At 58.0% G+C, this 19,841-nt stretch carries 17 protein-coding genes and 4 pseudogenes; 14 read left to right on the top strand and 7 right to left on the bottom strand.

The annotated features are described in order from the left end of the window. Positions 1-15 precede the first annotated feature (15 nt). The 4 genes and pseudogenes from BLV09_RS15380 to BLV09_RS15365 all read left to right on the top strand — a co-directional run bounded on the left by BLV09_RS15380 (position 16) and on the right by BLV09_RS15365 (position 4,305). Positions 16-1,072 (top strand): annotated as a pseudogene (locus BLV09_RS15380) (IS110 family transposase). Positions 1,073-1,642: 570 nt separating this feature from the next. Further along, positions 1,643-2,272 (top strand): tyrosine-type recombinase/integrase, encoded by a 630-nt coding sequence (locus BLV09_RS15375; protein WP_146687924.1) that lies wholly within the window; start codon positions 1,643-1,645, stop codon positions 2,270-2,272. A 293-nt stretch (positions 2,273-2,565) separates the two neighbouring features. Next, the gene (locus BLV09_RS15370; RefSeq protein WP_244549099.1) at positions 2,566-3,828 is read left to right on the top strand and encodes a trypsin-like serine protease; all 1,263 of its coding nucleotides are present in this window, start codon (positions 2,566-2,568) and stop codon (positions 3,826-3,828) included. 274 nt (positions 3,829-4,102) lie between these two features. Next, positions 4,103-4,305, top strand: a pseudogene (locus BLV09_RS15365) (cold-shock protein). A 311-nt stretch (positions 4,306-4,616) separates the two neighbouring features. On the opposite strand, the gene BLV09_RS15360 reads toward BLV09_RS15365, so the two are convergent. The 3 genes from BLV09_RS15360 to BLV09_RS37275 form a co-directional block, all read right to left on the bottom strand. Further along, a complete protein-coding gene (locus BLV09_RS15360) occupies positions 4,617-4,907 on the bottom strand; it encodes a helix-turn-helix domain-containing protein (RefSeq protein WP_146687922.1) in 291 nt (96 codons plus the stop codon). A 919-nt stretch (positions 4,908-5,826) separates the two neighbouring features. Next, a complete protein-coding gene (locus tag BLV09_RS15355; protein WP_146687921.1) occupies positions 5,827-6,207 on the bottom strand; it encodes a DUF4118 domain-containing protein in 381 nt (126 codons plus the stop codon). 200 nt (positions 6,208-6,407) lie between these two features. Next, the gene (locus tag BLV09_RS37275; protein WP_167558742.1) at positions 6,408-6,551 is read right to left on the bottom strand and encodes a hypothetical protein; all 144 of its coding nucleotides are present in this window, start codon (positions 6,549-6,551) and stop codon (positions 6,408-6,410) included. A 1,920-nt stretch (positions 6,552-8,471) separates the two neighbouring features. Between BLV09_RS37275 and BLV09_RS15340 the strand changes: the two genes are divergently transcribed. After that, complete coding sequence (locus tag BLV09_RS15340) at positions 8,472-8,621, top strand: hypothetical protein (protein WP_167558741.1); 150 nt, start codon at positions 8,472-8,474, stop codon at positions 8,619-8,621. 151 nt (positions 8,622-8,772) lie between these two features. Here BLV09_RS15340 and BLV09_RS15335 read toward each other — a convergent pair whose 3' ends face one another. Next, on the bottom strand, positions 8,773-9,240 hold the full coding sequence (locus tag BLV09_RS15335; RefSeq protein WP_146687917.1) for a sterol desaturase family protein: 468 nt from the start codon (positions 9,238-9,240) through the stop codon (positions 8,773-8,775). Between the two features lie 192 nt (positions 9,241-9,432). Between BLV09_RS15335 and BLV09_RS15330 the strand changes: the two genes are divergently transcribed. Both BLV09_RS15330 and BLV09_RS15325 read left to right on the top strand, forming a co-directional pair. Continuing rightward, the gene (locus BLV09_RS15330; protein ID WP_349536794.1) at positions 9,433-9,786 is read left to right on the top strand and encodes a hypothetical protein; all 354 of its coding nucleotides are present in this window, start codon (positions 9,433-9,435) and stop codon (positions 9,784-9,786) included. Between the two features lie 124 nt (positions 9,787-9,910). Beyond that, entirely contained in the window at positions 9,911-10,135 is a 225-nt protein-coding gene (locus tag BLV09_RS15325) for a hypothetical protein (protein WP_167558740.1), read from the top strand. Between the two features lie 584 nt (positions 10,136-10,719). Here the strand turns inward: BLV09_RS15325 and BLV09_RS15320 are convergent. After that, the gene (locus tag BLV09_RS15320; protein ID WP_167558739.1) at positions 10,720-10,959 is read right to left on the bottom strand and encodes a hypothetical protein; all 240 of its coding nucleotides are present in this window, start codon (positions 10,957-10,959) and stop codon (positions 10,720-10,722) included. 72 nt (positions 10,960-11,031) lie between these two features. Here BLV09_RS15320 and BLV09_RS38795 point away from each other — a divergent pair. Together BLV09_RS38795 and BLV09_RS15310 are read left to right on the top strand one after the other, a co-directional pair. Further along, positions 11,032-11,288 (top strand): annotated as a pseudogene (locus BLV09_RS38795) (SOS response-associated peptidase); the annotation flags it as partial. A gap of 649 nt (positions 11,289-11,937) precedes the next feature. After that, positions 11,938-12,378, top strand: coding sequence for a hypothetical protein (locus BLV09_RS15310; protein WP_146687913.1), 441 nt, complete (start codon positions 11,938-11,940; stop codon positions 12,376-12,378). A 523-nt stretch (positions 12,379-12,901) separates the two neighbouring features. On the opposite strand, the gene BLV09_RS15305 is transcribed toward BLV09_RS15310, so the two are convergent. Then, positions 12,902-13,198 carry a septal ring lytic transglycosylase RlpA family protein gene (locus tag BLV09_RS15305; protein ID WP_433994398.1) on the bottom strand — a complete coding sequence of 99 codons (297 nt, stop codon included), beginning with the start codon at positions 13,196-13,198 and terminating at the stop codon, positions 12,902-12,904. Between the two features lie 77 nt (positions 13,199-13,275). Between BLV09_RS15305 and BLV09_RS15300 the strand changes: the two are divergent. From BLV09_RS15300 to BLV09_RS15285, 4 genes and pseudogenes are all read left to right on the top strand, one after another. Next, positions 13,276-13,535: pseudogene (locus BLV09_RS15300) on the top strand (DNA ligase); the annotation flags it as partial. A 52-nt stretch (positions 13,536-13,587) separates the two neighbouring features. Continuing rightward, positions 13,588-13,815 carry a DUF3551 domain-containing protein gene (locus BLV09_RS15295; protein ID WP_146687912.1) on the top strand — a complete coding sequence of 76 codons (228 nt, stop codon included), beginning with the start codon at positions 13,588-13,590 and terminating at the stop codon, positions 13,813-13,815. Between the two features lie 267 nt (positions 13,816-14,082). Then, entirely contained in the window at positions 14,083-14,331 is a 249-nt protein-coding gene (locus BLV09_RS15290; RefSeq protein WP_146687911.1) for a GlsB/YeaQ/YmgE family stress response membrane protein, read from the top strand. A gap of 738 nt (positions 14,332-15,069) precedes the next feature. Then, positions 15,070-16,287: an ABC transporter substrate-binding protein gene (locus BLV09_RS15285; RefSeq protein ID WP_146687910.1), complete on the top strand. Its 1,218-nt coding sequence runs from the start codon at positions 15,070-15,072 to the stop codon at positions 16,285-16,287. A gap of 1,033 nt (positions 16,288-17,320) precedes the next feature. Here the strand turns inward: BLV09_RS15285 and BLV09_RS37270 are convergent. Then, positions 17,321-17,491, bottom strand: a complete 171-nt coding sequence (locus BLV09_RS37270; RefSeq protein ID WP_167558738.1) for a hypothetical protein — start codon at positions 17,489-17,491, stop codon at positions 17,321-17,323. A 179-nt stretch (positions 17,492-17,670) separates the two neighbouring features. Here BLV09_RS37270 and BLV09_RS37265 point away from each other — a divergent pair, with 179 nt between their 5' ends. Continuing rightward, positions 17,671-17,856, top strand: a complete 186-nt coding sequence (locus tag BLV09_RS37265) for a hypothetical protein (RefSeq protein WP_167558737.1) — start codon at positions 17,671-17,673, stop codon at positions 17,854-17,856. The last annotated feature ends 1,985 nt before the right edge of the window (positions 17,857-19,841 follow it).

Raw genomic sequence — 19,841 nt, 5'->3', positions numbered from 1 at the left:
CAAGGAGAGCACGCCATGTCTCAGACACCCAATACTGCGATCGCCGTGATCGGCATCGATATCGGCAAGAACTCGTTTCACGCCGTGGGCCACGATGCGCGCGGCGCCATCGTGCTGCGGCAAAAGTGGTCGCGTGGCCAAGTGGAAGCGCGGCTCGCCAATATACCTCCTTGCCTGATCGGCATGGAAGCCTGCACATCACCTGAGCCGCAAACTCGCATCGCTGGGTCACGATGCCAGGCTGATGCCGGCCAAATATGTCCGCCCCTATAGCAAGGGACAGAAGAACGACTTCAATGATGCCGAAGCGATTGCCGAAGCCGTGCAGCGCCCGACGATGAAGTTCGTGGCGACCAAGACCGCGGAGCAACTGGATCTGCAGGCGCTGCATCGGGTGCGCGAGCGGCTGGTGTCGCAACGCACCGGCATCAACAACCAGATTCGCGCCTTCATGCTGGAACGCGGGATCGCTGTGCGCCAGGGTATCGGCTTCCTGCGTACGGAACTGCCCACCATCCTTGCGACGCGCACCGATGCCCTGTCACCCCGCATGTTGCGTGTCATCGAGGAGTTGGCAGGCGACTGGCGCCGGCTGGATCAGCGCATCGATGGCCTCTCCGGCGAGATCGAAGCGCTGGCCCGTCAAGATCAGGCATGTTCGCGCCTGATGACGGTGCCTGGCATCGGGCCGATCATTTCGAGCGCCATGGTGGCTGCGATCAGCACTGGAGACGTGTTCTCCAAAGGCCGCGACTTCGGCGCCTGGCTCGGACTGGTGCCCAAGCAGATCTCGACGGGAGACCGCACGATCCTCGGCAAAATCTCGAGGCGCGGCAATCGCTACCTGCGCGTTCTGTTTGTACAGGCGGTATGGGTTGTGCTGGTCAGGATCAAGAACTGGGAACGCTACGGGCTCAAATCCTGGATCGAAGCCGCCAAGAGGCGGTTGCACCGCAACGTGCTGGCGATGGCACTCGCCAACAAGCTTGCCCGCATCGCCTGGGCGGTGCTGGCCAAAGGACGCGCCTTCGAGCTGAAGAGGACCGACGATGCAGCCGTCCGACCCGCGTGATCCTCGCGCCGTGCTCGGCGCGGTCAAGGCGCAGCCTGGCAACGCCGGAGCCAGCCGCAAGCCCAGCGCGACGGCCGGCCTTGACCGCCCCTGCGCACGACGCGATCGACGTTGTGCGGGCCGGGACGAGGGAACGACCCTTGGCTCGAACAAAGGAACTGCGCGATAGGAGGAGCAAGCGACGAGGTAACCCTATCAAAGTTTCCAGCCGAGGTCTGCGAGAGGATGAGACGAGATGGAGGTTCGGTCTTCCGAGCGCGTGCGAACACTGGTGACCCAGATGGCCCGTTGAGGCCTGTCCGTTAATGAGGTCGCACGCGCGCTGATATCCATGATGGCCCGGAGCACAACACACTCCAATCTGAGGCCGGATACATTGATGCAAGACCGCTCACCGTCGAAATCCTCTTGCGACGCACGGCCGGACCATACATCCGGGTCAAACGCTACACGCTGTTTGCCGCCAAGCCCTAAGCGAAGTCCGCTTTGGCTCGAAAACCGACTGATTCCAACGCCTGATCCGGTGGCACATGCTTCTCGCCCTCTGTAACCGACCCGAGGAGTATGGCTATGCAGGATCAATTGAATGCCACCCCTACACCCAAGCGAGAGCCGTGGAACAAGGGAAAGCTGACCGGGGCAAAGCCACCGCTGCGACCCAAACACGTCTGGTCGATCCGGACAAAGCTCCACATCGAGGGCCGCGCTCGCGACCTCGCCATGTTCAATCTCGCAATCGACAGCAAGCTTCGTGGCTGTGATGTCGTCGCCATCAGGGTAGAGGACGTCGCAGCAGGCGGATACACGGCGGATCGCGCAATGGTCCGGCAAAAGAAAACCGGGCGACCTGTCAGATTTGAATTGAGCGAGCAAACCCGGCAGGCGGTCGATGACTATATCAAGGCCACCGGCAAACGGCCCGGCGAGCTCTTGTTCACCGGCCGTGGCCCTGGCCGTAGTATAACAACCCGCCAATATGCCCGTCTCGTTTCTGAGTGGATCGGAAGCGTCGGGCTGGACCCGAGGCTATTTGGGACGCATTCACTGCGACGCACAAAAGCGACCCTGATCTATCGACGGACGGGCAACCTGAGGGCTGTCCAGCTACTGCTCGGGCATACCAAGATCGAAAGCACGGTCCGGTATCTCGGCATTGAGGTCGATGACGCGCTGGCAATATCGGAACAGGTTGATGTCTGAAATACCCCGGGCAGAGCGGACATGCTCTGCCAGCCCTCTGACAGCCGGTTCGTGCCAAACCCAGACGTGCGCGGGTTACTCGATCACCTCGTCGGCGCGGCCGAGCAGTGCCAGCGGGGGAAAGCGAGGCCCAACAGCTTGGCCGTTTTGAGGTTGAATATCAACTGAACTTTGGTGGACTGCTACACCGGAAGATCGGACGGCTTTTCGCCTTAGTCGCATTGGCCAATGCACATCCCATCAGTGTTTCGTGGAACAAGTAACTTAATCAAACTTGCGAGCGCGCCCGGCAAATGAACTCCCCGCCCGCCGGTCATACGGTCGCCATCTTGATCGTGTCGCTTGGCGGCGGTCGCAGTGGACGCATGATCAACGCAGCTCTCGTGCTCCTCATCCTGGTTCTCGGCCTCGTTGCTCCGGCGACGGCAGCGGAACTCGACGATGCCGTCGCCGCGGCGCACAGTGGCGATTACGCCCCTGCGCTTCGAAGGCTGTCTCTGCTTGCCGCGAAGGGCGATGCGCGCGCCCAATTCGACATCGGATTCATGCACGCCTACGGATGGGGTGTGCAGCGAAATCCTGCAGAGGCGATCACATGGTATCGCAAGGCCGCAGACCAGGGACTTCAGATCGCGCAGCACTTTCTCGGCCTCGCCTACGTGAACGGTGAAGGCGTGCGGCCCGATGATGCGGAAGCCGCGCGATGGTTCGCCCGGGCAGCAGCGCAGGGATTTGCCCAGGCTCAATTCATGCTCGGTCTGATGACTCTAGACGGCAGGGGCGTCCCAAAAGACCTGGTGCAGGGCTACGCGTTCCTGGTGATGGCTGGGCAGGGAGGCGTCCGATCGGCGGTACGCGTCGTGCACAAGCTGGCGCTGACCGAAGCGCAGCACGGGCAGGCCCAGCAGATCATCGACGATTGGAAGCCAAAGCCTGAATCACTTCTGGCCGGCATCGCTAGCCCGCGAGAGGAGGAACTGCTCGGCCTCGATCGGCATATCGGAGAGGTCGTGGATCCCTCGACCTGGCCGGCCTCGGCGATCGGCGTCGTCGCCGTTGCGTATTTCAACAAAGGCGGCTGGTGCACGGGCACGCTCGTTGCACCCCGGATCGTGCTAACCGCCGCGCACTGCCTGTTGAACGGAACCGAGCTGATCAGGCCTGGGAACGTCCACTTCCTGGCTGGCATGAACAAGGGAAGGACTGAATCGTCTTCGGCTGCAGAGCGGTTCATCGTGGCGAAGGATTTCGTTCCGACCCTGAGGGACAAGTGGACGCTGGATCGATCGCCGGCAGACTGGGCGCTAATTGTCCTGAAGGACGCCGTGCCGGCACGGCCAGTCGCCGTGAAGGCGCTGACAGGCGAGGAACTGAGGGCGGCCACGCTCGCCGGGACGATCTCCGAGATCGGCTATGGCGAAGAACGGCGCTATTCCCCGACCGCGCTGCGAAACTGCCGAGCCGATTTGGGCAAAGACAATCGGCTGCTGATAGTCCAGTGCCTGGCGAATTTCGGCTACTCGGGTTCGCCGACGCGCCGCCACACGCACCTTTAAAGCTGATGCCGAGGTCCGTGGTCATCCCTACCGTCTCGAAACCCGTAATGAGTCCTGACCCTAGGTCGCAAAAAGCTACGCCGTCGGGCTCGAAATATCGTGTCCCGGCGGCGCCTATCACTGGGCCCCTGAAATCCCCCAGCAGCGAACGGATAGCAGGCGCCATGCCGAGCAAATGTGAACTAGATCACAATCGGGCTCATTCTTTCCAATTGCGATATCGTGCGGGAGCGCCCTAAGCTTGCGTTGCGTGGTTGTAAAAGGGAGTGAGGAAGTGGCGACAGGTACTGTGAAGTGGTTCAACGCGACCAAGGGATATGGATTTATTCAACCCGACAAGGGCGGCAAAGATGTATTCGTGCACATCTCAGCCGTGGAAAGAGCCGGCCTGAGCAGCCTCAACGAGGGTGCCAAGGTGAGTTTGAAGAGACGGAAAACCGCGGCAAAACGTCGGCAGAAAATCTAAGAGTTGGATAGCTGATTTGTGTCAATCTCGCCGGTTCACGCCGGCGGGTCATTCGTCGACGCAGACAACCTTTCCGTTGGATTCGGTACAAAGTTCAACATTCCCGGTCCATCTGTCGAGCCGGTGAACCCCTGTTGCCGATGACACGATGTGCCACCTGAAAAGCACCGCCAACGAGATCACGATGATCAACGTGGCGACTATGACGGTTACGGGCGAGTGGTTATTCATCCTGCGAATATGCGCCGACGGCCGGCCGGTTCAAGCCAGTCTCGTTGCCTTTTCGTATTCTGAGTACGGCCGCCGGTTCAGGCCACCAGTTTCATCGAGTGTTGGCCGCACGGCCTTTCTTTTTCGATCTCGGCGGACCATGTGGGATGCCCTCGAACATCGAGGCGATCGGCACGTCGAGTATCCGGCAGATTTCGTAAAGCCGCACCGCGCTCACGCGATTCGATCCGTTTTCATATTTCTGAATTTGCTGGAACGAGACACCCAGCACCTTGCCGAGCTGTTCTTGGCTCATGCCTACCTCGAGCCGAAGCTCGCGTATCCGGGCGCCGAGATACGCGTCACCGTTGCTTGTGTTCTTGGGGGACAATCTTTTTTTCATGGCTGTTGATCCGATACAGCCGTCGACCGAACGAAGCAACGAACGTCGCGATTTAACCTGACGAAGTAAGGTTACGATGCTCGCGTTACGCGCCGCAGGTGCACATCATCAGGCTCACGGGACAGCGGCAGACCGCTCCCTACGTTTGGGCGCATCCTGGCGAGGAGAGGCAAGGGCAGCTTGGTCCGCGCGTTCAGCCGCACCGCGGACAAACATAGCGCGGACAAACATAAAGAGCCGCGGCCAGTAGCGGTCCACAAGAAGCGGCGAGCATCGGTTCCCGCGTAAGCTTCACGTTATGATTTGGCTAAATCCTCGACTTGTGGCTCGCTGACGCAGTTGTAGTCTCTCTTGCGGCGGTGTGCCCCAAGCTAGCCGTCGTACTGATTGGACCGCCGCTGACTCATCAACCCAGCGGCGGCTTTTTCGCGCTTGAGGCGGTCAGCAAAGAAGTTCAAGGGGGTGCGGCGTGAAACGGGCAGCCGATAGGAACCATGCGCGGGATCGAGATATGCCCGACGCGCCGCGATATCCCCACAGCGCACAGCGCAAGGATCACACCAATGAAAGCTGTACTTTTGGGCGCACTCATTCTCGCTTCGTCTCCCACTGTCGCCCAAACCGTAACCGTTGGTGGCCCGCATAAACCAATCAACCAGATCGGCGGTCCCACGCCGCCGAAGAATCCGGCCGTGGTGCGTCCTCGCGGCGTATCAGAGCCATCGCCTGCACCGATACCCAAAGCGTTAATTCAGAAGTCTGTGGCGCCGCCACACCCACAAAAATACCCCGCCCCAAAAGGGGATCCAGGGCGCGGAGGTTAATCAGGAGTTGGCGTGCCAGCGGCGGGCGGCGCTTTGCGGGCGCTTCGATTTCCAGCGCATTGGCCGGCGGGGCGAGCGCGTACTTCGATCGGTAATTAGCTGCTTCGCTTTCGCAACATTGCGAGAGCTTCCCGATAGATATGTGCAAGCCACACGGTCAATAACGTTGGGAGCAAGAAGAACAGGAACCTGTCGTAATCCGCGTTGGCAAGAGGGTTGAGCTCGAATTGCGGCGGCATGAACGCCCACCAGACAATGAGAATTGTGAGAGCGGTCGCAGCTGCGCCCGCGGGAGCACCCGCCACAAAGCTGGCCACCAAAATCGCGGGAAAGAAAGTCCCGAAATACAGCGTCGTCCCCAGCGCAGCTAGCATCTCCTGCACGGTTGCGGCAACAGCTAGCGCCATCAAAGCCACCACAAACGCCTGTAACGACCACGGCTTCAGCCTGAGAAGGTAATCTGTACTTTTATGCATTAAATCCCCACGAATACAAAACTAAAAATAGCCTTCGGCAGCTGGGCGAAGTGGAGCGTGACGTCTCGCAGCGTAAGCTGCGGCTTTGGGCCCGGCAACTCCATCAGATCGAAAAACTTCTGATCCCATGCCCCCAGACTGATCCGGAGCCCACTACTTCTCTTTGAATTTCGCGGCGTCTCTTGCCAAACGTTCAGCCTTCAATCGTTCGTAGTTTTTCGGAAGGCTTCCTGGGCTTTGTCGTATTCTGTTGTTGGCTTCTTGGTGCCAGCTCCGTGAAAAGTCTTACCGGCCTCTTGTTGAGCTGGTGTGTGTCCGGGATCTTTAGATATTTTGTTACCCATAGATCACCTCCAAATATCAGTGACCGCCAAGCAAACGATAGCGCCATCGCGGCGTGCTGCAATCGAACTTGTGCGTTAAGCTTTATGGGAGAGCTAGGGCCGCCTGGCCCGAATGAGCGACGGACACCACTGTCTGTTGCGGGACCTCGGTCCGGTAAAGGGCGGCAAGGGGATGAGACACCACGAGGTTGTTGTGGATTTCACCTTTCGAGGGTCCATCCGGCTCGCCGGTCAGTTTTTGATAAGAATCGAAAACTTCGAACTCCGGTTCAAGATACGGCGCGCGCGGGGGTAGCCCCGAAGCGGATCGATTTCTAACCCAAATCAGCTGATGATGTGCGGGGGCATGAGAGCCCGGACTCGAGCTTACAGATTTGTAACAAGACAAGGTAAGTGAAGCCGGCCAGAATCTACGTTGATTTGTAGCAGTGCTACCGCGGTAAGCTAATGGAGGGCGGTCTAAAATGAACATGTCCAGGCGCTCTAGGATCTTCTTTCCGTTGGTATCGGCGCTAACCGTTTTTGCGCTGTCAGCGCACGCAGAGGAACCAAACAAGCCGCCTTCGAAAGGTGGGCCCGGCAGGCCGGGCGTCCAAGCGGCGCGTCCGGCACCTATGCCGGGCAGAGGACCGCATGATTCGCGCATTGCGCGGGGCGCGTTGCCTTCGCGTAATTTCGCTGGACACGCGTATCACGGCCGCCTCGCTTGGGAGGGTGGACGTTGGCGTCACGAAATACATAACGGACGCGACGGCTGGTGGTGGGATGTGGGAGGGGCGTGGTATTTTTACCCGCAAGCGATGGAAGGGCCGCCCGCCTATGTCTCCGATGTTGAGGTCGTCGACGATGCCGCTGGTTCGGATGGGCCGCCGGTTGCAGCGGGCTATCCGCCGCCGCCTCAGGGATACCCGCCGCCCCCAGTAGCTTACGCGCCTCCTCCACCGCTCCCTCCACCGGACCCAGCCGCAAGTGCTGTCGGAGGCGCTGTTGTAGGCGGCTTGCTTGGCGGTCTTATAACGCGCAGACCGGTTGGCGCCGTGGCTGGTGCCATCGCGGGCGGAACGGCGGGCGCGATCGTGGGCGCTCAAGCTGCGCGGCGCCCGGGATATTATTTGTCGCAAGGCGCATGCTATTATCGCTATCCGTCGGGACAGTACGTGCCTGTGGACCCTGGCAATTGCGATTGACGCGGAGCTAGGGCGCAGTTCGCGAATGTCGTTTGCTCATCGGAGCCGGCTGTGAATAAGCACGTCGCACCCATCGGCGGCGTATTTGTATTCCACTTTTCGCGTTGTAGATCGCGGTAAAAATATAGAGACGGGCAGAAGCCCTACGCGTGCGAGTTTGAAGCTCTCGCCGCAACACCGCCGTGCGCATGAGAAGAGCGAGGAAACAAACCCGTCGACGGCAGCAGCTGCGCGGTAGTGATGGTGCTTTCGATCTTCGAGGACATCGAGCGGTTCGCTGGCACCCGGGTCTTAGCAAGCCCTCAATTGAGGGGATGCAGCAGGGGGGCGTGCCTGAGCGCGTGCTAATGCCGCGAGCTGGCGCCGCCAGACCACAGGAATTTTGCGCGATCCCCCTCATCAAAAGTCCGTGCTCCGACATGTGGCATAGCATCTCAAACATTATTTTCAGGGAGGGTTTCGCTGGGAGATGTTTGATGCCAAACGCCAAAGACCTTGTTGAGCGTGCCCGCATGTTTGAAGAACGTGCCGACCGAGCGCGTGACCCCATTTCCCGCCAGCACTACAGAGAAATGGCGGCCCACTACCGATCGTTATCGGTTGAACATCAGGAAACGAGGGATGCTCCCGGGCGCGAATTGGAGCACGGGAACTCGCACTAACGACGATCGCGCGAGAAGTCATGGCGGTGCCAAGCTCGATTTGGCCGCATTACACGCGCAATAGTTTCGGCATGAGAACTATTTGGGTCATCTTCGTACTTGCGTTGGTCGCCATCGCCGGCGAGATCTATTCGGATGCCGTGCTGACAAGTAGTCAGATATTGCCCGGCGCAGCCGATCCCGCCGCTGTGGCCGTCGCGCACGGGGCCAAGCCCGGATAGATTCAAATCGAAAGCCGCCCGTGACGGCTGGACCGAACCTCAGCGTACCCGGGAGGGGTGCGCTGAGGTGCAAAAACCGCGATCTGGTGATTGCTGGGCTGATGGGGAGCGGCTTGTTCCCCCCAAGGCTCCGATTGATGCTCAACCCTTGTCAGCGCAGCATCGTCCCGAACACGTAGTCCCAAAGTGTGGTGCTGACGCCATAGTTGCGTGATGCAAATCTATGGTGGATTTTATGATGCTTGACCAGCGGTAACGGCAATTTATTGGGGCCGTGATGCGCGCAATGGTGCACGAATAAATACCAAGCATAAGCAGTTAGTGCGCCCGCAACGAAAGCACCGCCTGCGATCAAATAGACCAATCCGAAACAAATCCAAATTTGCCAAAAAATTGTAAGGACCGCATCGTCGGGGTTGGCATGATGTAGCCGATGTTCGGTCGGCGCGAAACCATGCAGCACAAAGCGATGCACGATATATTCCGCGAAGGTCAACGCAACGACACCACCGGCGAAAAGCACGGCGTCGAAACTGATTCTGAGCTGCGAAATTGCCAGCAGGCCGATTGCGAGCAAGGACGCTGCCAGCATTTCGCCGAAATAGACAATTGCGGTCATGAGCCCAATTTAGGCGCAAGACCATCTTCGGCGCAACGGTGTGCTAGTGCTGGCGCATTCATTAAAGTCCCCTCGCTCGCCCGGTTCCGAGTTGAGCCGCACTGGTATCACTGAACGGCCACACGAAAATCAAACGTTGACCGGATTTCGCGGATAGGAGTTTTTAGCTTTCAAACCAAAAAAGGAATGACCATGCGCATCTCTACAGCATCCGTCATTGTTGCGGCACTCTGCCTCGGAACGCCTGCTTTCGCACAAGCGCAGGGAGCGCAACCCAAGGCGCAGGCGCAGACCCCGTCTGATCAGACCACGGTCATCCGGAGCATACAGGTCGTCAACATCAAAGACCTCAAGCCCGAGGTGCGGTCGAAGGTTGAGAATGTAGCCGCGCAGACAAGCGAGGACGATCTGCGATCACTTCGGAGTTCCATCGACGCGACACCGGAGGCGGCAGCCGCGCTCAAGGCGAATGGCCTGAATTCGTCGCAAGTCGTCGCGATCAATATCGCCGACGGCGTCCTGACGATATTCGCCAAGACAGCTTGAAACGGATCACGGTCGCGGGATGTACGCCAGCGGCAATTGAGGGGCTCCGGTCCGGAGCCCAAAGCGCCAATCGGCGGTAAAGGGCCTTGGAACGATCCCAGGCCCTTTTTCGTTGTTTTGCACCATGGCACGGCCAACCAAAACCGCCTCGGAGCTTGAACAAATGATCGTGGCGCGGGTCCGCGATAAGATGGTCTGCCCGGCAGATTTGCAGGTTAGCGTGATGCGCGTCGATGGTAGATGGGATGCCTTCCCCGAATTCATCGACAAGGAAAAGCACCCAGACTGTCTGGCGCGCATCGTGTTCGCCGCCACGGAGCTACGCACTCTGTACGATCTGGCGGAATGAAACGCTGACGACGCGCGCGAACCAAAGAAAGACTTATGAATTCGAGCGATCGCGAAAAGACGGTGCTAGTAATGCTGGGCGCATTCGCGCTCGCGGTCCTGCTGGTTACCACCGTCTATAGCCGGTGGTGAACATTACGAACAAGTTGGAACGTGGCATTTAGGCTTACTCCGCTCTGATCGGATGTCAAACTTGATCAGCGCGACAAACCTATGCCGCGTCTCCAAGACAAACGACTTCACCCACCGTCGGTTGATGCCCCGGTGGGTATTTTTTTAGCGAAGGCGATGACGAGTTGGGGCAGGGCGTTTTTGGGGCATCGTGATCGTCGCCGCATTGTTCGGCGTCCTGTTCGTGCGCTACTTGTTGGCCCTGTATTTCATGCCAGTTTAACTGACGTCGGAAGGCCCCGCCCGGTGTGAGAACGGCAGGGCACTGCATCATACAGGTCGATCGGAAGGAAGTGCAGACGTCGATGAAGAAACTCCACGAAGAGGCACGAGAGAAGCGGAATTCGCCTGACGCCACCTGATCTCTTGACATCGGTCGGCGGGTCCCGCGCTTAGACTCAACCAGCACCTTATTCAGTAAACTTGCACCAAGTTGGCACGCCGAAGGGCAAAGGCCGAAACAGGGGATTTTGCATGCCCATCTTCAGGCAATTCTGATGCGGGTGGTGTGTGCGCTTCCATATTGACGAGTTTGGGCATCTCACCGGCGACCTGCTTATGATCGATTTTGTTGGTCGCCTCCAAGAAGGCCGCCAAAAGGCCGTGGTGTTTGCGCAGGCCTAAGATCACGGCGCTCTTATCGTCGCGAGTCATCATTAGGTGATAGTGCCCTACGCATGGTTAAGGCGCGGTAAAACTTACGATGGCACGACAAAGTTTACGTAGCTATCGGGGCCGCATCTGGTCTATGGCTTTCTGACGACTGAGCCGAACGCCGTGGTCGAGCCGATCCACCCCAAGGCCATGCCGGTGATCCCGACGACCGATGAGGAGCGGGACGTCTGGATGCGGGCATCTTGGGATGAGCGAGGGCACTCAGCATCCGCTGCGGGATGACCAGCTCAAGATCGTTTGCGCGTCGAACGGACAAGGAAGATCACGTTACACCAGAAGGCGGGCAGTGCCGAAGTAGGTGCGCCTGATCGTCCGCCTGGAAGGTGTCCCACCTGTGCAGAGCAAATTCTAGTTGGTTGCCGCCACGATTGCGGAGCCGTAGCTTACATGCTGCCAACACTCCATTGAGGGCTCGGAGCGTGCCGAAGCGCGATACAAGAGGTCTGGACATTGACCCAGCTTGCGTAAAATGCGGCTGGAAGATGCGCTTTTCCTGCACCGAGCCTGACAAGCCGGGCTTCGTGCATCACGTTTACGGATGGACTAAATGCGGAAGCACCCAGAGCTTTGTGACTCCACTTTAAGGACTTAGATAGGAACGGCGTAAGTTTTGGAGTCTGATAGCGGAATTAAGCACTTGAAGTGCACGAGGCCTCGTGTGCCTAGGAGTCCGGTCCTCGCGACCTACCGGTCCCCGAAGGGCTGGAAGCTGGGGTAACTTGCGTCAACGTGGTCATACGCAAACACCGACTCTTTTCGTACACCGTAAGATTGCGGCCATAATTAGAACGAATGCCGGCGTCTTTCGGCCATAATTTGTGTAACTAATTAGTTCCGTTTTATTTACAGTTACGTTTTCATCTTGTGTATTGAGTAGGGAGCGACCCCATGCGAGTCGCGATAATAGTTGTATCGATGTTGATGGTGACTACACCATCAACGGCTTCTAGTTCCTGCATGAGCAAGGCCGAAGCGCGTCAGCAGTTCGGTTCCTACATCTACTGGCATGGTCCGGATCATTGTTGGGATGGGACACCGAGCCGCGGGAACCATCAGGTCGCCCACGGAGTTCGGCGGAAAATTGATCAACCCAGGTGGCGTGACGCGATGTCGGCAATGGCATCATCTAATGATGCGCCCACAAGGTCGCCTGAAGAAGAATCCGTGCGAGCACCCCCGGCAGATCGCCGGGCAGAAGCCGAGCCATCCGTCATTGACGCGCGCTGGGTCGATATCTCTCAGGTCGCCCCGCCGCTCCTCAGCGAGCCCAACCCCGTACCACGCGGTGCAGTTGTGGTGCTGGTGTTTATTGTCAGCGTACTGATGCTGGCCGTCATCGAAATTCTGTTCCGCGTCGCCCTTGGTGCCTTTGGCAAGGAAGATTGTGCGGCGGCGTAGTCGCCATGTAGCCCGGAGTGGTGTTTTCCGACTCAGCGAAAAATGCTCTTCTTAGCTGATTGCACCTTGGGGGCGAGGCCGGAGCCAGGGAGATGAGCCAATTTTCTTTTGCAGTCTTAATAGTGCTGGGTTTGACGCTTACAGGCTATTTCGCTTTAGCTGCGTGGCGCGAGTCCGGTGAAGATCATATAGAAATTATCGGTACGGTAGCGCTAAGGAGCCGTTGAGCTTCCAGGGCAACACTGTGGCAATTTCAGCCTCGGACGCGACGTGAGACCTATCGTCGTTCGCGGCCGTCGCGGCTAACGTCATAGTGGCGGTGTTTGCCTACTACGTCATCGTTATGTGGGGACTTTTCGGCGGCTGACCCGCTGGAGGGGCAGCGAACATCGTCCTGACGGCGGGCTTACTCATCATAATACATAATATCTTCAAGGAGTGCGTGCTATCTCCGCATTGATTGTCGCGGGCCGGATGTACGCCTGTGGCATCACAGGCCCCGGCTTTTTCGTTTGAGGGCTTGCTATTCCACCGAAACGCGAATGACGCCCGACCTCATCATGCCGAGCGCGCGAGCCGCGCTCATCGATACGTCGATGACGCGCCCCCGAATGAAGGGACCTCGATCATTGATCCGGCATCTTATTGAACCGCCAGCGCCTGTCACCGTTACGATGCTTCCGAATGGTCTGGTGCGATGAACGCAGGTCATTTCGCCGCTGTGACCCCGACCACTGTAATACGAGGCGAGACCGGACTCGGATTCGCATGCGGAAGCCGCTAGGAGAAAAAAGGCAATCGTCAACGCGGTTCGATACACGACGCGCTCCTAAAGAACTAAATAATAGGGTCCGAAGCTCCGGATTGAGATAAAGTTCCGGACTGGAACGCCCGTCAGGAACGAACCTCGGCAGGCGCAAGGGCGACGATTTGGTCTATGCCGGGAAGGTTGACCACGGCTTCGATAAGGAAAACGCCAAAGAGCTACAGGCGCGGCTCAAGCCGTTGATCAGGCAGACCCAGCGCTACAGCACGCGCATCGCCCATCGCGGCATCTGGGTCGAGCCATCGTTGTTGGCTGAGATCGAGTACCGGGCGAATCCGCCGAAGGCAAGGTGCGCCATCCGGTGTACAAAGGCTTGGGGGAAGACCTATGAATTGGACCACCGCGAAAAGATGTGATGCTCGTCGTGTCGGGAGGAGGTTAGAATGCGCCGCATAATCGCGACTTCGTTAGTCGGCGTCGGTTTGGCAATGATTGTTGCCGTACCAGCCCGCGCGATCAGCAGCACCCGCTATCCATACTGCTTGCAGGGGAGAAGTTCTCCGGGCTTGAGCAATTGCAACTTCGCTAGCTGGGCGGAGTGTCGGGTCATGGCCTCGGGTAGGCGTCTGAATTGTGTTGCGAACCCGTTCTATAGGGGACACCATCGCTAATGTGTCCGACCTGTGCAGAGCAAATTTTAGTTGTTTGCCGGAGCGATTGTGAGCCGTAGGTTTGCGGACAGCCAGTGCTCCATTAAGGAGGCGGAGCCGCGCCAAAGAGCGAGCGCAGGCGAGGAAGATCAAACGTCGGCGTGACGTGGCCGCGTGTCTTTTTCGCGGTTATCCATACGACTTCGACCCCCGACTCATCGTAATATTATTCATGCGACGCTCGTGCCTACCGTGCGGCGCGCTCTACAATGGGGAGGACAGTATCAAATGCTTGTATCTCTTATCGTCTGGCTGGTCGTCGGTGCGATTGCCGGTTGGATTGCAGGCCAGATTATGACGGGCTATGGCTTCGGGCTCATCGGCAATATCGTGGTCGGCATCGTCGGCGCAATCATTGCAGGCTATCTTTTACCGATGATTGGCTTTGTTTTGGTCGGCGGCATCTTGGCGGCAATAGTCAACGCGGTCATCGGCGCTGTGATCCTGTTGGCGATCATCGGATTTTTTAAAAGATAACCCGATGCCGCTGGGCAATCTATAGGGCAAAAAAAAAGGGCCGCGGTGCTGTGAGGCACTCGCGGCCCTCTCTAGATCGTGGCGTCGGGTACATCCGCCGCGCCATCCGACCTACGTGCCATAAGGTTCTCTGTTAAAGCCCGCCAAAGCGCCTCAATATCTCATCCTAGTACAAGCCGATGTCGGGATGTCCGCGCCGGGTGAACGCCACCCCCCCCATTATATAGTAGGGCAGGCGAGACATCTGGCGGGCGCATTTCGACGGCGGCCCTTACTCGCTTTCCTTTTTTGAGAATGCCGCCAGCCGATCAGGCCTGCTGTATGGACGCAGATGGCGGGTTGCTCAACCAAAAGCGGTTATGTGTCGATCTCGTTCATGAAGATGAATGGAACTCGATGAGATGTTTCGCATATGGCAAAGGTAACTGTTGCGCGCCGGTTTCGGCGAGCGCACGCTTGCCAAGCGATTTCACACGAACTTACGGAGGATGCGACCATGCCACGGGTCAAGCAAGCTTCGAAGCAGAAACGCACGACCAAAGCCGCCGCCGTGATTATCGGCTCGCTCGGAACGAGAGATATCCAGCCTTGATAATCTCGTCTGCGGTCTGGAGGACCATGTCCGAAATGTTGACCTTATTGTTCAGCCGCGCATTTCCCGGCGGTTCCACGTTGCGCCGCTTGATCTAGAACGAGGGAGCGCCCAAACTCTGTGTTGGGGCGCGTTGAGCAACAAAGATGCGCGTGTTAGGCCGAACGTTATTCGCAATCGTGGCTGCCCTGACCTCCTTGAGCGCGATCTCTGACCGACCTCGTGAGCAAGGTGTGACCGATACCGAAATCCGTGTTGGCAACCTTATGCCTTATACGGGAGCATTGGCCGCCTTCGGCGCAATCGGAAAAGCCGAAGCTGCGTATTTCGCCAGGATCAACGAACACGGCGGAATCAATGGTCGCAAGGTGCGTTTCATTTCCTACGACGATCACTCCGATCCGTCTGCGGCGCTCGATCTGACGCGCGGGCTTGTTGAGCGAGACGACGTATTGCTAATGTTTGGGTCGTTCGGGACGCCCGGCAATATCGCCGTCCGAAAATTCCTCGACGAAAGACAGATTCCTCAGCTCTTCGTTGCTTCCGGCGACGAGGAATGGAGCAATCCAAAGGCGTTTCACTGGGCCATGGGTTGGCAGCCATCGTTTCGATCGGAGGGGCGCATCTATGCCAATTACATTCAGGCGCTCTATCCCAACCGCAAGATCGTGGTCCTCTGGCAAAACGATCAATTCGGTCGCGATCTGTTCAGAGGATTGGAAGAAGGACTCGGCGACCTCACCCGGATGATCATCGTCGATGTTGCGTACGGGATTTCAGATGAGCATCTCGATACGCACGTCTCCATCCTGAGGCGATCAGGCGCTGATATCTTTGTTTTTGCCGGTGTGCCCACCAACGCGGCCCGGGTGATCCGAATAGCGGCTGATCTCAATTGGCATCCGGTCTTTATTCTGAACGATATGGCCGCTTCAATTGCCACTGCGCTGAGACCGGCCGGGGTGGAGAATTCCGTGGGCGTGATCTCAGCCTCGTTCTTAAAAGATGTGAACGATCCGGCGTGGAAGGATGATCCGGCGATCAAGGACTGGCCATCGTTTATCGAAAGATACTATCCGGACGGTGACAAGGACGACAGCGCTGCTCTTTACGGCTACGCGGCCGCAGAGACGCTTATCCAGGTGCTGAAGCAGTGCGGCGACGACCTTTCCCGGGAGAACGTCATGCGGCAGGCAGCAGGGCTCAACGAATACCAGGGATCCGTATTGTTGCCGGGCATCACGATTAGCACAAGACTCGGAGATTTCCGGCCGATCAAGCAGGTGCGGCTGGTTCAGTTCGATGGCCGTACATGGCAGCCAATCGGCGATGTGCTCGAAAGTGCGTTTCCCGAATTCAAGTAGAAGTAAGGCCTTCGGTTACAGATCGCCATAGGGTTCGGTCATCTCCATGGTCTTGCCGCCAAAACGTCACTAGGTTGTAAGGGCCAACCCTTAATGCGCCGAATGCTCAATTTTGAATGAAGCGGGCGCGAAGTCCGCTACGGGGTCATTCGCCTCTCGACCTACGCGCGGCTCTGTGACAACGGCGACCGGAGGCGGCTCGCCGATGGGGTTGAGCGTAAACGAGTGGCGTGGAAGGCCGCGAAAAGCCGGGCATAGGCGGGGAGTGGCTCAGTTTAATTCTGGCAGATAAATCGCCCTGGAGACGCCACCTCAGAAGCGCATCTTTCGGGTATGGACAACCGACGCGCCATCCACATCCGGAACATTGTCGCTGCAATATGGGTCGGATTAGGCTTCCCCACAGCCTGCATTTGGGTTCTCATCGAAAATCGATACGCGTGGCTTAATCAGCACTTGGGGCTAATGGTCATAGTGGCAGCAACCTTCTTCGCGCCCCTCGTATTCTTGGTGCTGCTGGAGATAAACAGGCGCAAATCCAAAGCGAGACGAAGCCGGCCATGCCCCGCCAATGAGTAAGACGCTCCCCCAATTTGAACCCCAAATGACAAAAAGCGGTCGCTGGTTCGTATCGGTCGTGACAGGAAATGGTCCGGACTCTCACGTCGGAGACTTCGCGACCGAAGCAGAAGCCAAGAACTGGATTTTGACCAAATCGGATTACTGGCCCAGCAAGCCAGCAGCGCCAAAGTGACTCCCAAACGTGTGAGTATGTGGACACCGGTCCCGAAATAAAAATCGCCGTTGAAAATTCGGCACGCTGCTCGCTTCGATCAGAGCGGGGCAGGGGCAGGGGCAGCCGGCCCGGCGCATTGATCACCTCCGGAGTGCGCCGGGCCGATCGTCTCATTCACCCGCAACATACCATCCTGCCACCTGTCGGCCCATGGGCCGTCATCTTGCGGTAATGGGCTCTCTTGGCGGCCTGGCGCGGTCCTGCGGACGATCCGCATCGGCAGCGCCGGCCCGCTTACTACTCCGGGTCCACCGTGTGCTGTTGCGCCGGGCTGGAGCGGTCGCCCGCGTCCGGGTCGACGCGCTCGAAGTAGTTGACGGCGACCGAGGCTGCCCAACCCGTCAGAGCGCCTGCGACGAGTAAGGCGAAGATGATGGCCACAAAATCTCGATTACGGAACCGACGCATACCGTCTCCCGCTGTTGAAGCTTAACGACGTCACACCGTAAGGCCAGGCCAAGCCCGTGACATGGGTTCCGAGGGACCCTGGAACCTTACGCCGCGACGTCCATTGGGGGCAGAACGGACCTGACCGACGGCGCTTCGCTGACGTAGCAATCGGATAATCGCGTGTTCGAGAGTCTCACATGAAAAAGCTTTCCGTTCTTTGCGTCGCCCTTTGCGTTAGCCTTTCGACCACCGCCGCGTTTGCCCGTGGCGGCGGCACGGGATCGCACAGGGTCGATTTGCTGTGGCGAATTCGCATAAGCCTAGCCGCCGTTTGCGGGCTATTTTGGCTGGCGAACCTCGCCATACACTTCTTTAAAAACTAGCTTTTGCAGAGAACTGAAAGGCAAGGGCGCCTTGGAAAACGCCCCGTCAGCTCAACGGGAAAACTGGTCACTCTCTAAATATGAATTTAATGGGGTTCGGCAGACTGCGAACCCACATTAGAAATAGTGCCGAGCTTGTCTCTCCCCGGCACTTCCAGCCTTCGGCCCCAGCTGCCCCCGCGCTGGGGCCGATTTATTTGGCCACGCAACGACGATCCGGTATGATTTCCTCCCGACCGTCTGGCGAATTTCAAGACGCGTAGGCCATCCTGAGCATTCTGATCATATCGACGATGAAATATGACCCGCACAGCAGAGCAAGAGCAATCATCGCTCGGCCCACCCAGATCATTGGCTTTTCCATAACTCGGGCTGTGTTGTGAGAACGCGGTTTGGTTTGCATAGCTGCCTCTGCTCGGTCAGCTCTTGCTAGTATAAAGTTCAATTTTAGAGTGTGATCTCCTTCACAACCGGCGAAGCACGCTGCACGGGCGCACCCAATGATGGTCCTTGCGTTCGGGATTGAACACGCGCACGTGACGGTTCATATGCCGGAAGCGGCTCATCTCAAGTGAGCGTGAGATGTGACGTAGTTCACATCTGAAAATCGCGAGTTGATTTAGCTCGGTGGGACCCTGGTTTTCCGGAGGCATCGATGCCCCATAATCAAAACGTCCGGGGCGTCCGTTGGCGTGGAATAGCCGCCATGGTGGTCCTTGAGCTTCTCGTCTTGTTTGCAATTGGGGCCGCGGTTGTTCGTTACGTGGAATGGTCATCGAACGCCGCCTTGGCCGAATTCATAAGTGCGAACAAGCCATCGGCGTCCGATACGAATCATTCCGGCGACGCTTCAACTCCGATTCAGCGCCTCAAGACGCGAAATGGTTGCGATCGGAAGGGTTGAACTAATACTAACAGGGCAGGTAATCAGGCAACGCGTAGCGTGCAGCTTTCATCCCCGATCACACTTGATCAATTGTGCCCAATACAGTGCCTGGATCGACAGACCCGCCATCCTTCACCAAGATCTTAGACGGAATGCCGGTGGCCGGTGATCGAATCTCGTGCGTCATAGTATAAGTAATTGATCTCGACCAGGGGCTCGTCGATGCTGACTGGGTCGCCAACGCTCTTGAACCATCGCCCAACCGACAACCGCGAGACGCTGGTGGCATTTTTATTTCTGTCCCCATTATTCGATCATTTCTTCTCCTGCCAGCTTGCGACGTCATGAAGATCGAAATGCCTGCCCTGGAAAGCACAACCCCCGCCGACTCCGGGAGGCGCCGGCAGGGGCTTGCAGGTGGATGGCGCGAGGCTAGGGGTATGGTCCTAGGTGTCGCCCCAAGGACCTACGCCCAAATCAAACTGCGATGGTCAAGTTCCCGCAAGCCGATACAATGAGCAGGGAGCACAGGTTTTCGGCAACCGACACGAACTAAGTGTCACTCTGATTGAGTCAAACTCCCGCGCGAAAGATAGAGGATTGACAGTGGGGAAGGTGGGCGGGGTCGCCGCCTTCTGGAGAAAAAGCGGCGCCCCCTAACCGAGCGGTACGCACGAGCTGTGGGGCTCGATCCGCGCGGCTACGGTCACCGTAGACGGTCGGGGGCGGCGGGCTATTTGTGATTGGATTTAACGATACCGAGCAAGGTTACCTTGGCCCGCTCTGGAGAGTTCTCCGTCGCAGGTTAATTCTGGAACGCCCAAACAAAAGACAGCCCAAATGGGTCTATGTTTTCTAACCTGCGGCACAACCAGTTTTGACGATAAGTCGCGGCGCGTCTGGGTAGATCGGCTCGCCCTTGGCGTTCACGTACCAGCGGCTCCGAAGCAAAAGGCTTTCCAGCCGGCGCCTCGATCACGCGGGCCGCAATGCCCGGGTATCTCAGCCGGTAGATTTTTCCAACCTTCAACATGGACGGTCCCCCGCACCATGGCGGCGGACTATTCGTCAGAACAAGGGCGTTGTGAATCCTTCGGCC

It is taken from the genome of Bradyrhizobium canariense (genome assembly GCF_900105125.1).
Taxonomy (GTDB): Bacteria; Pseudomonadota; Alphaproteobacteria; order Rhizobiales; family Xanthobacteraceae; genus Bradyrhizobium; species Bradyrhizobium canariense_A.
This window is presented reverse-complemented; position numbering and strand designations above follow the sequence as displayed.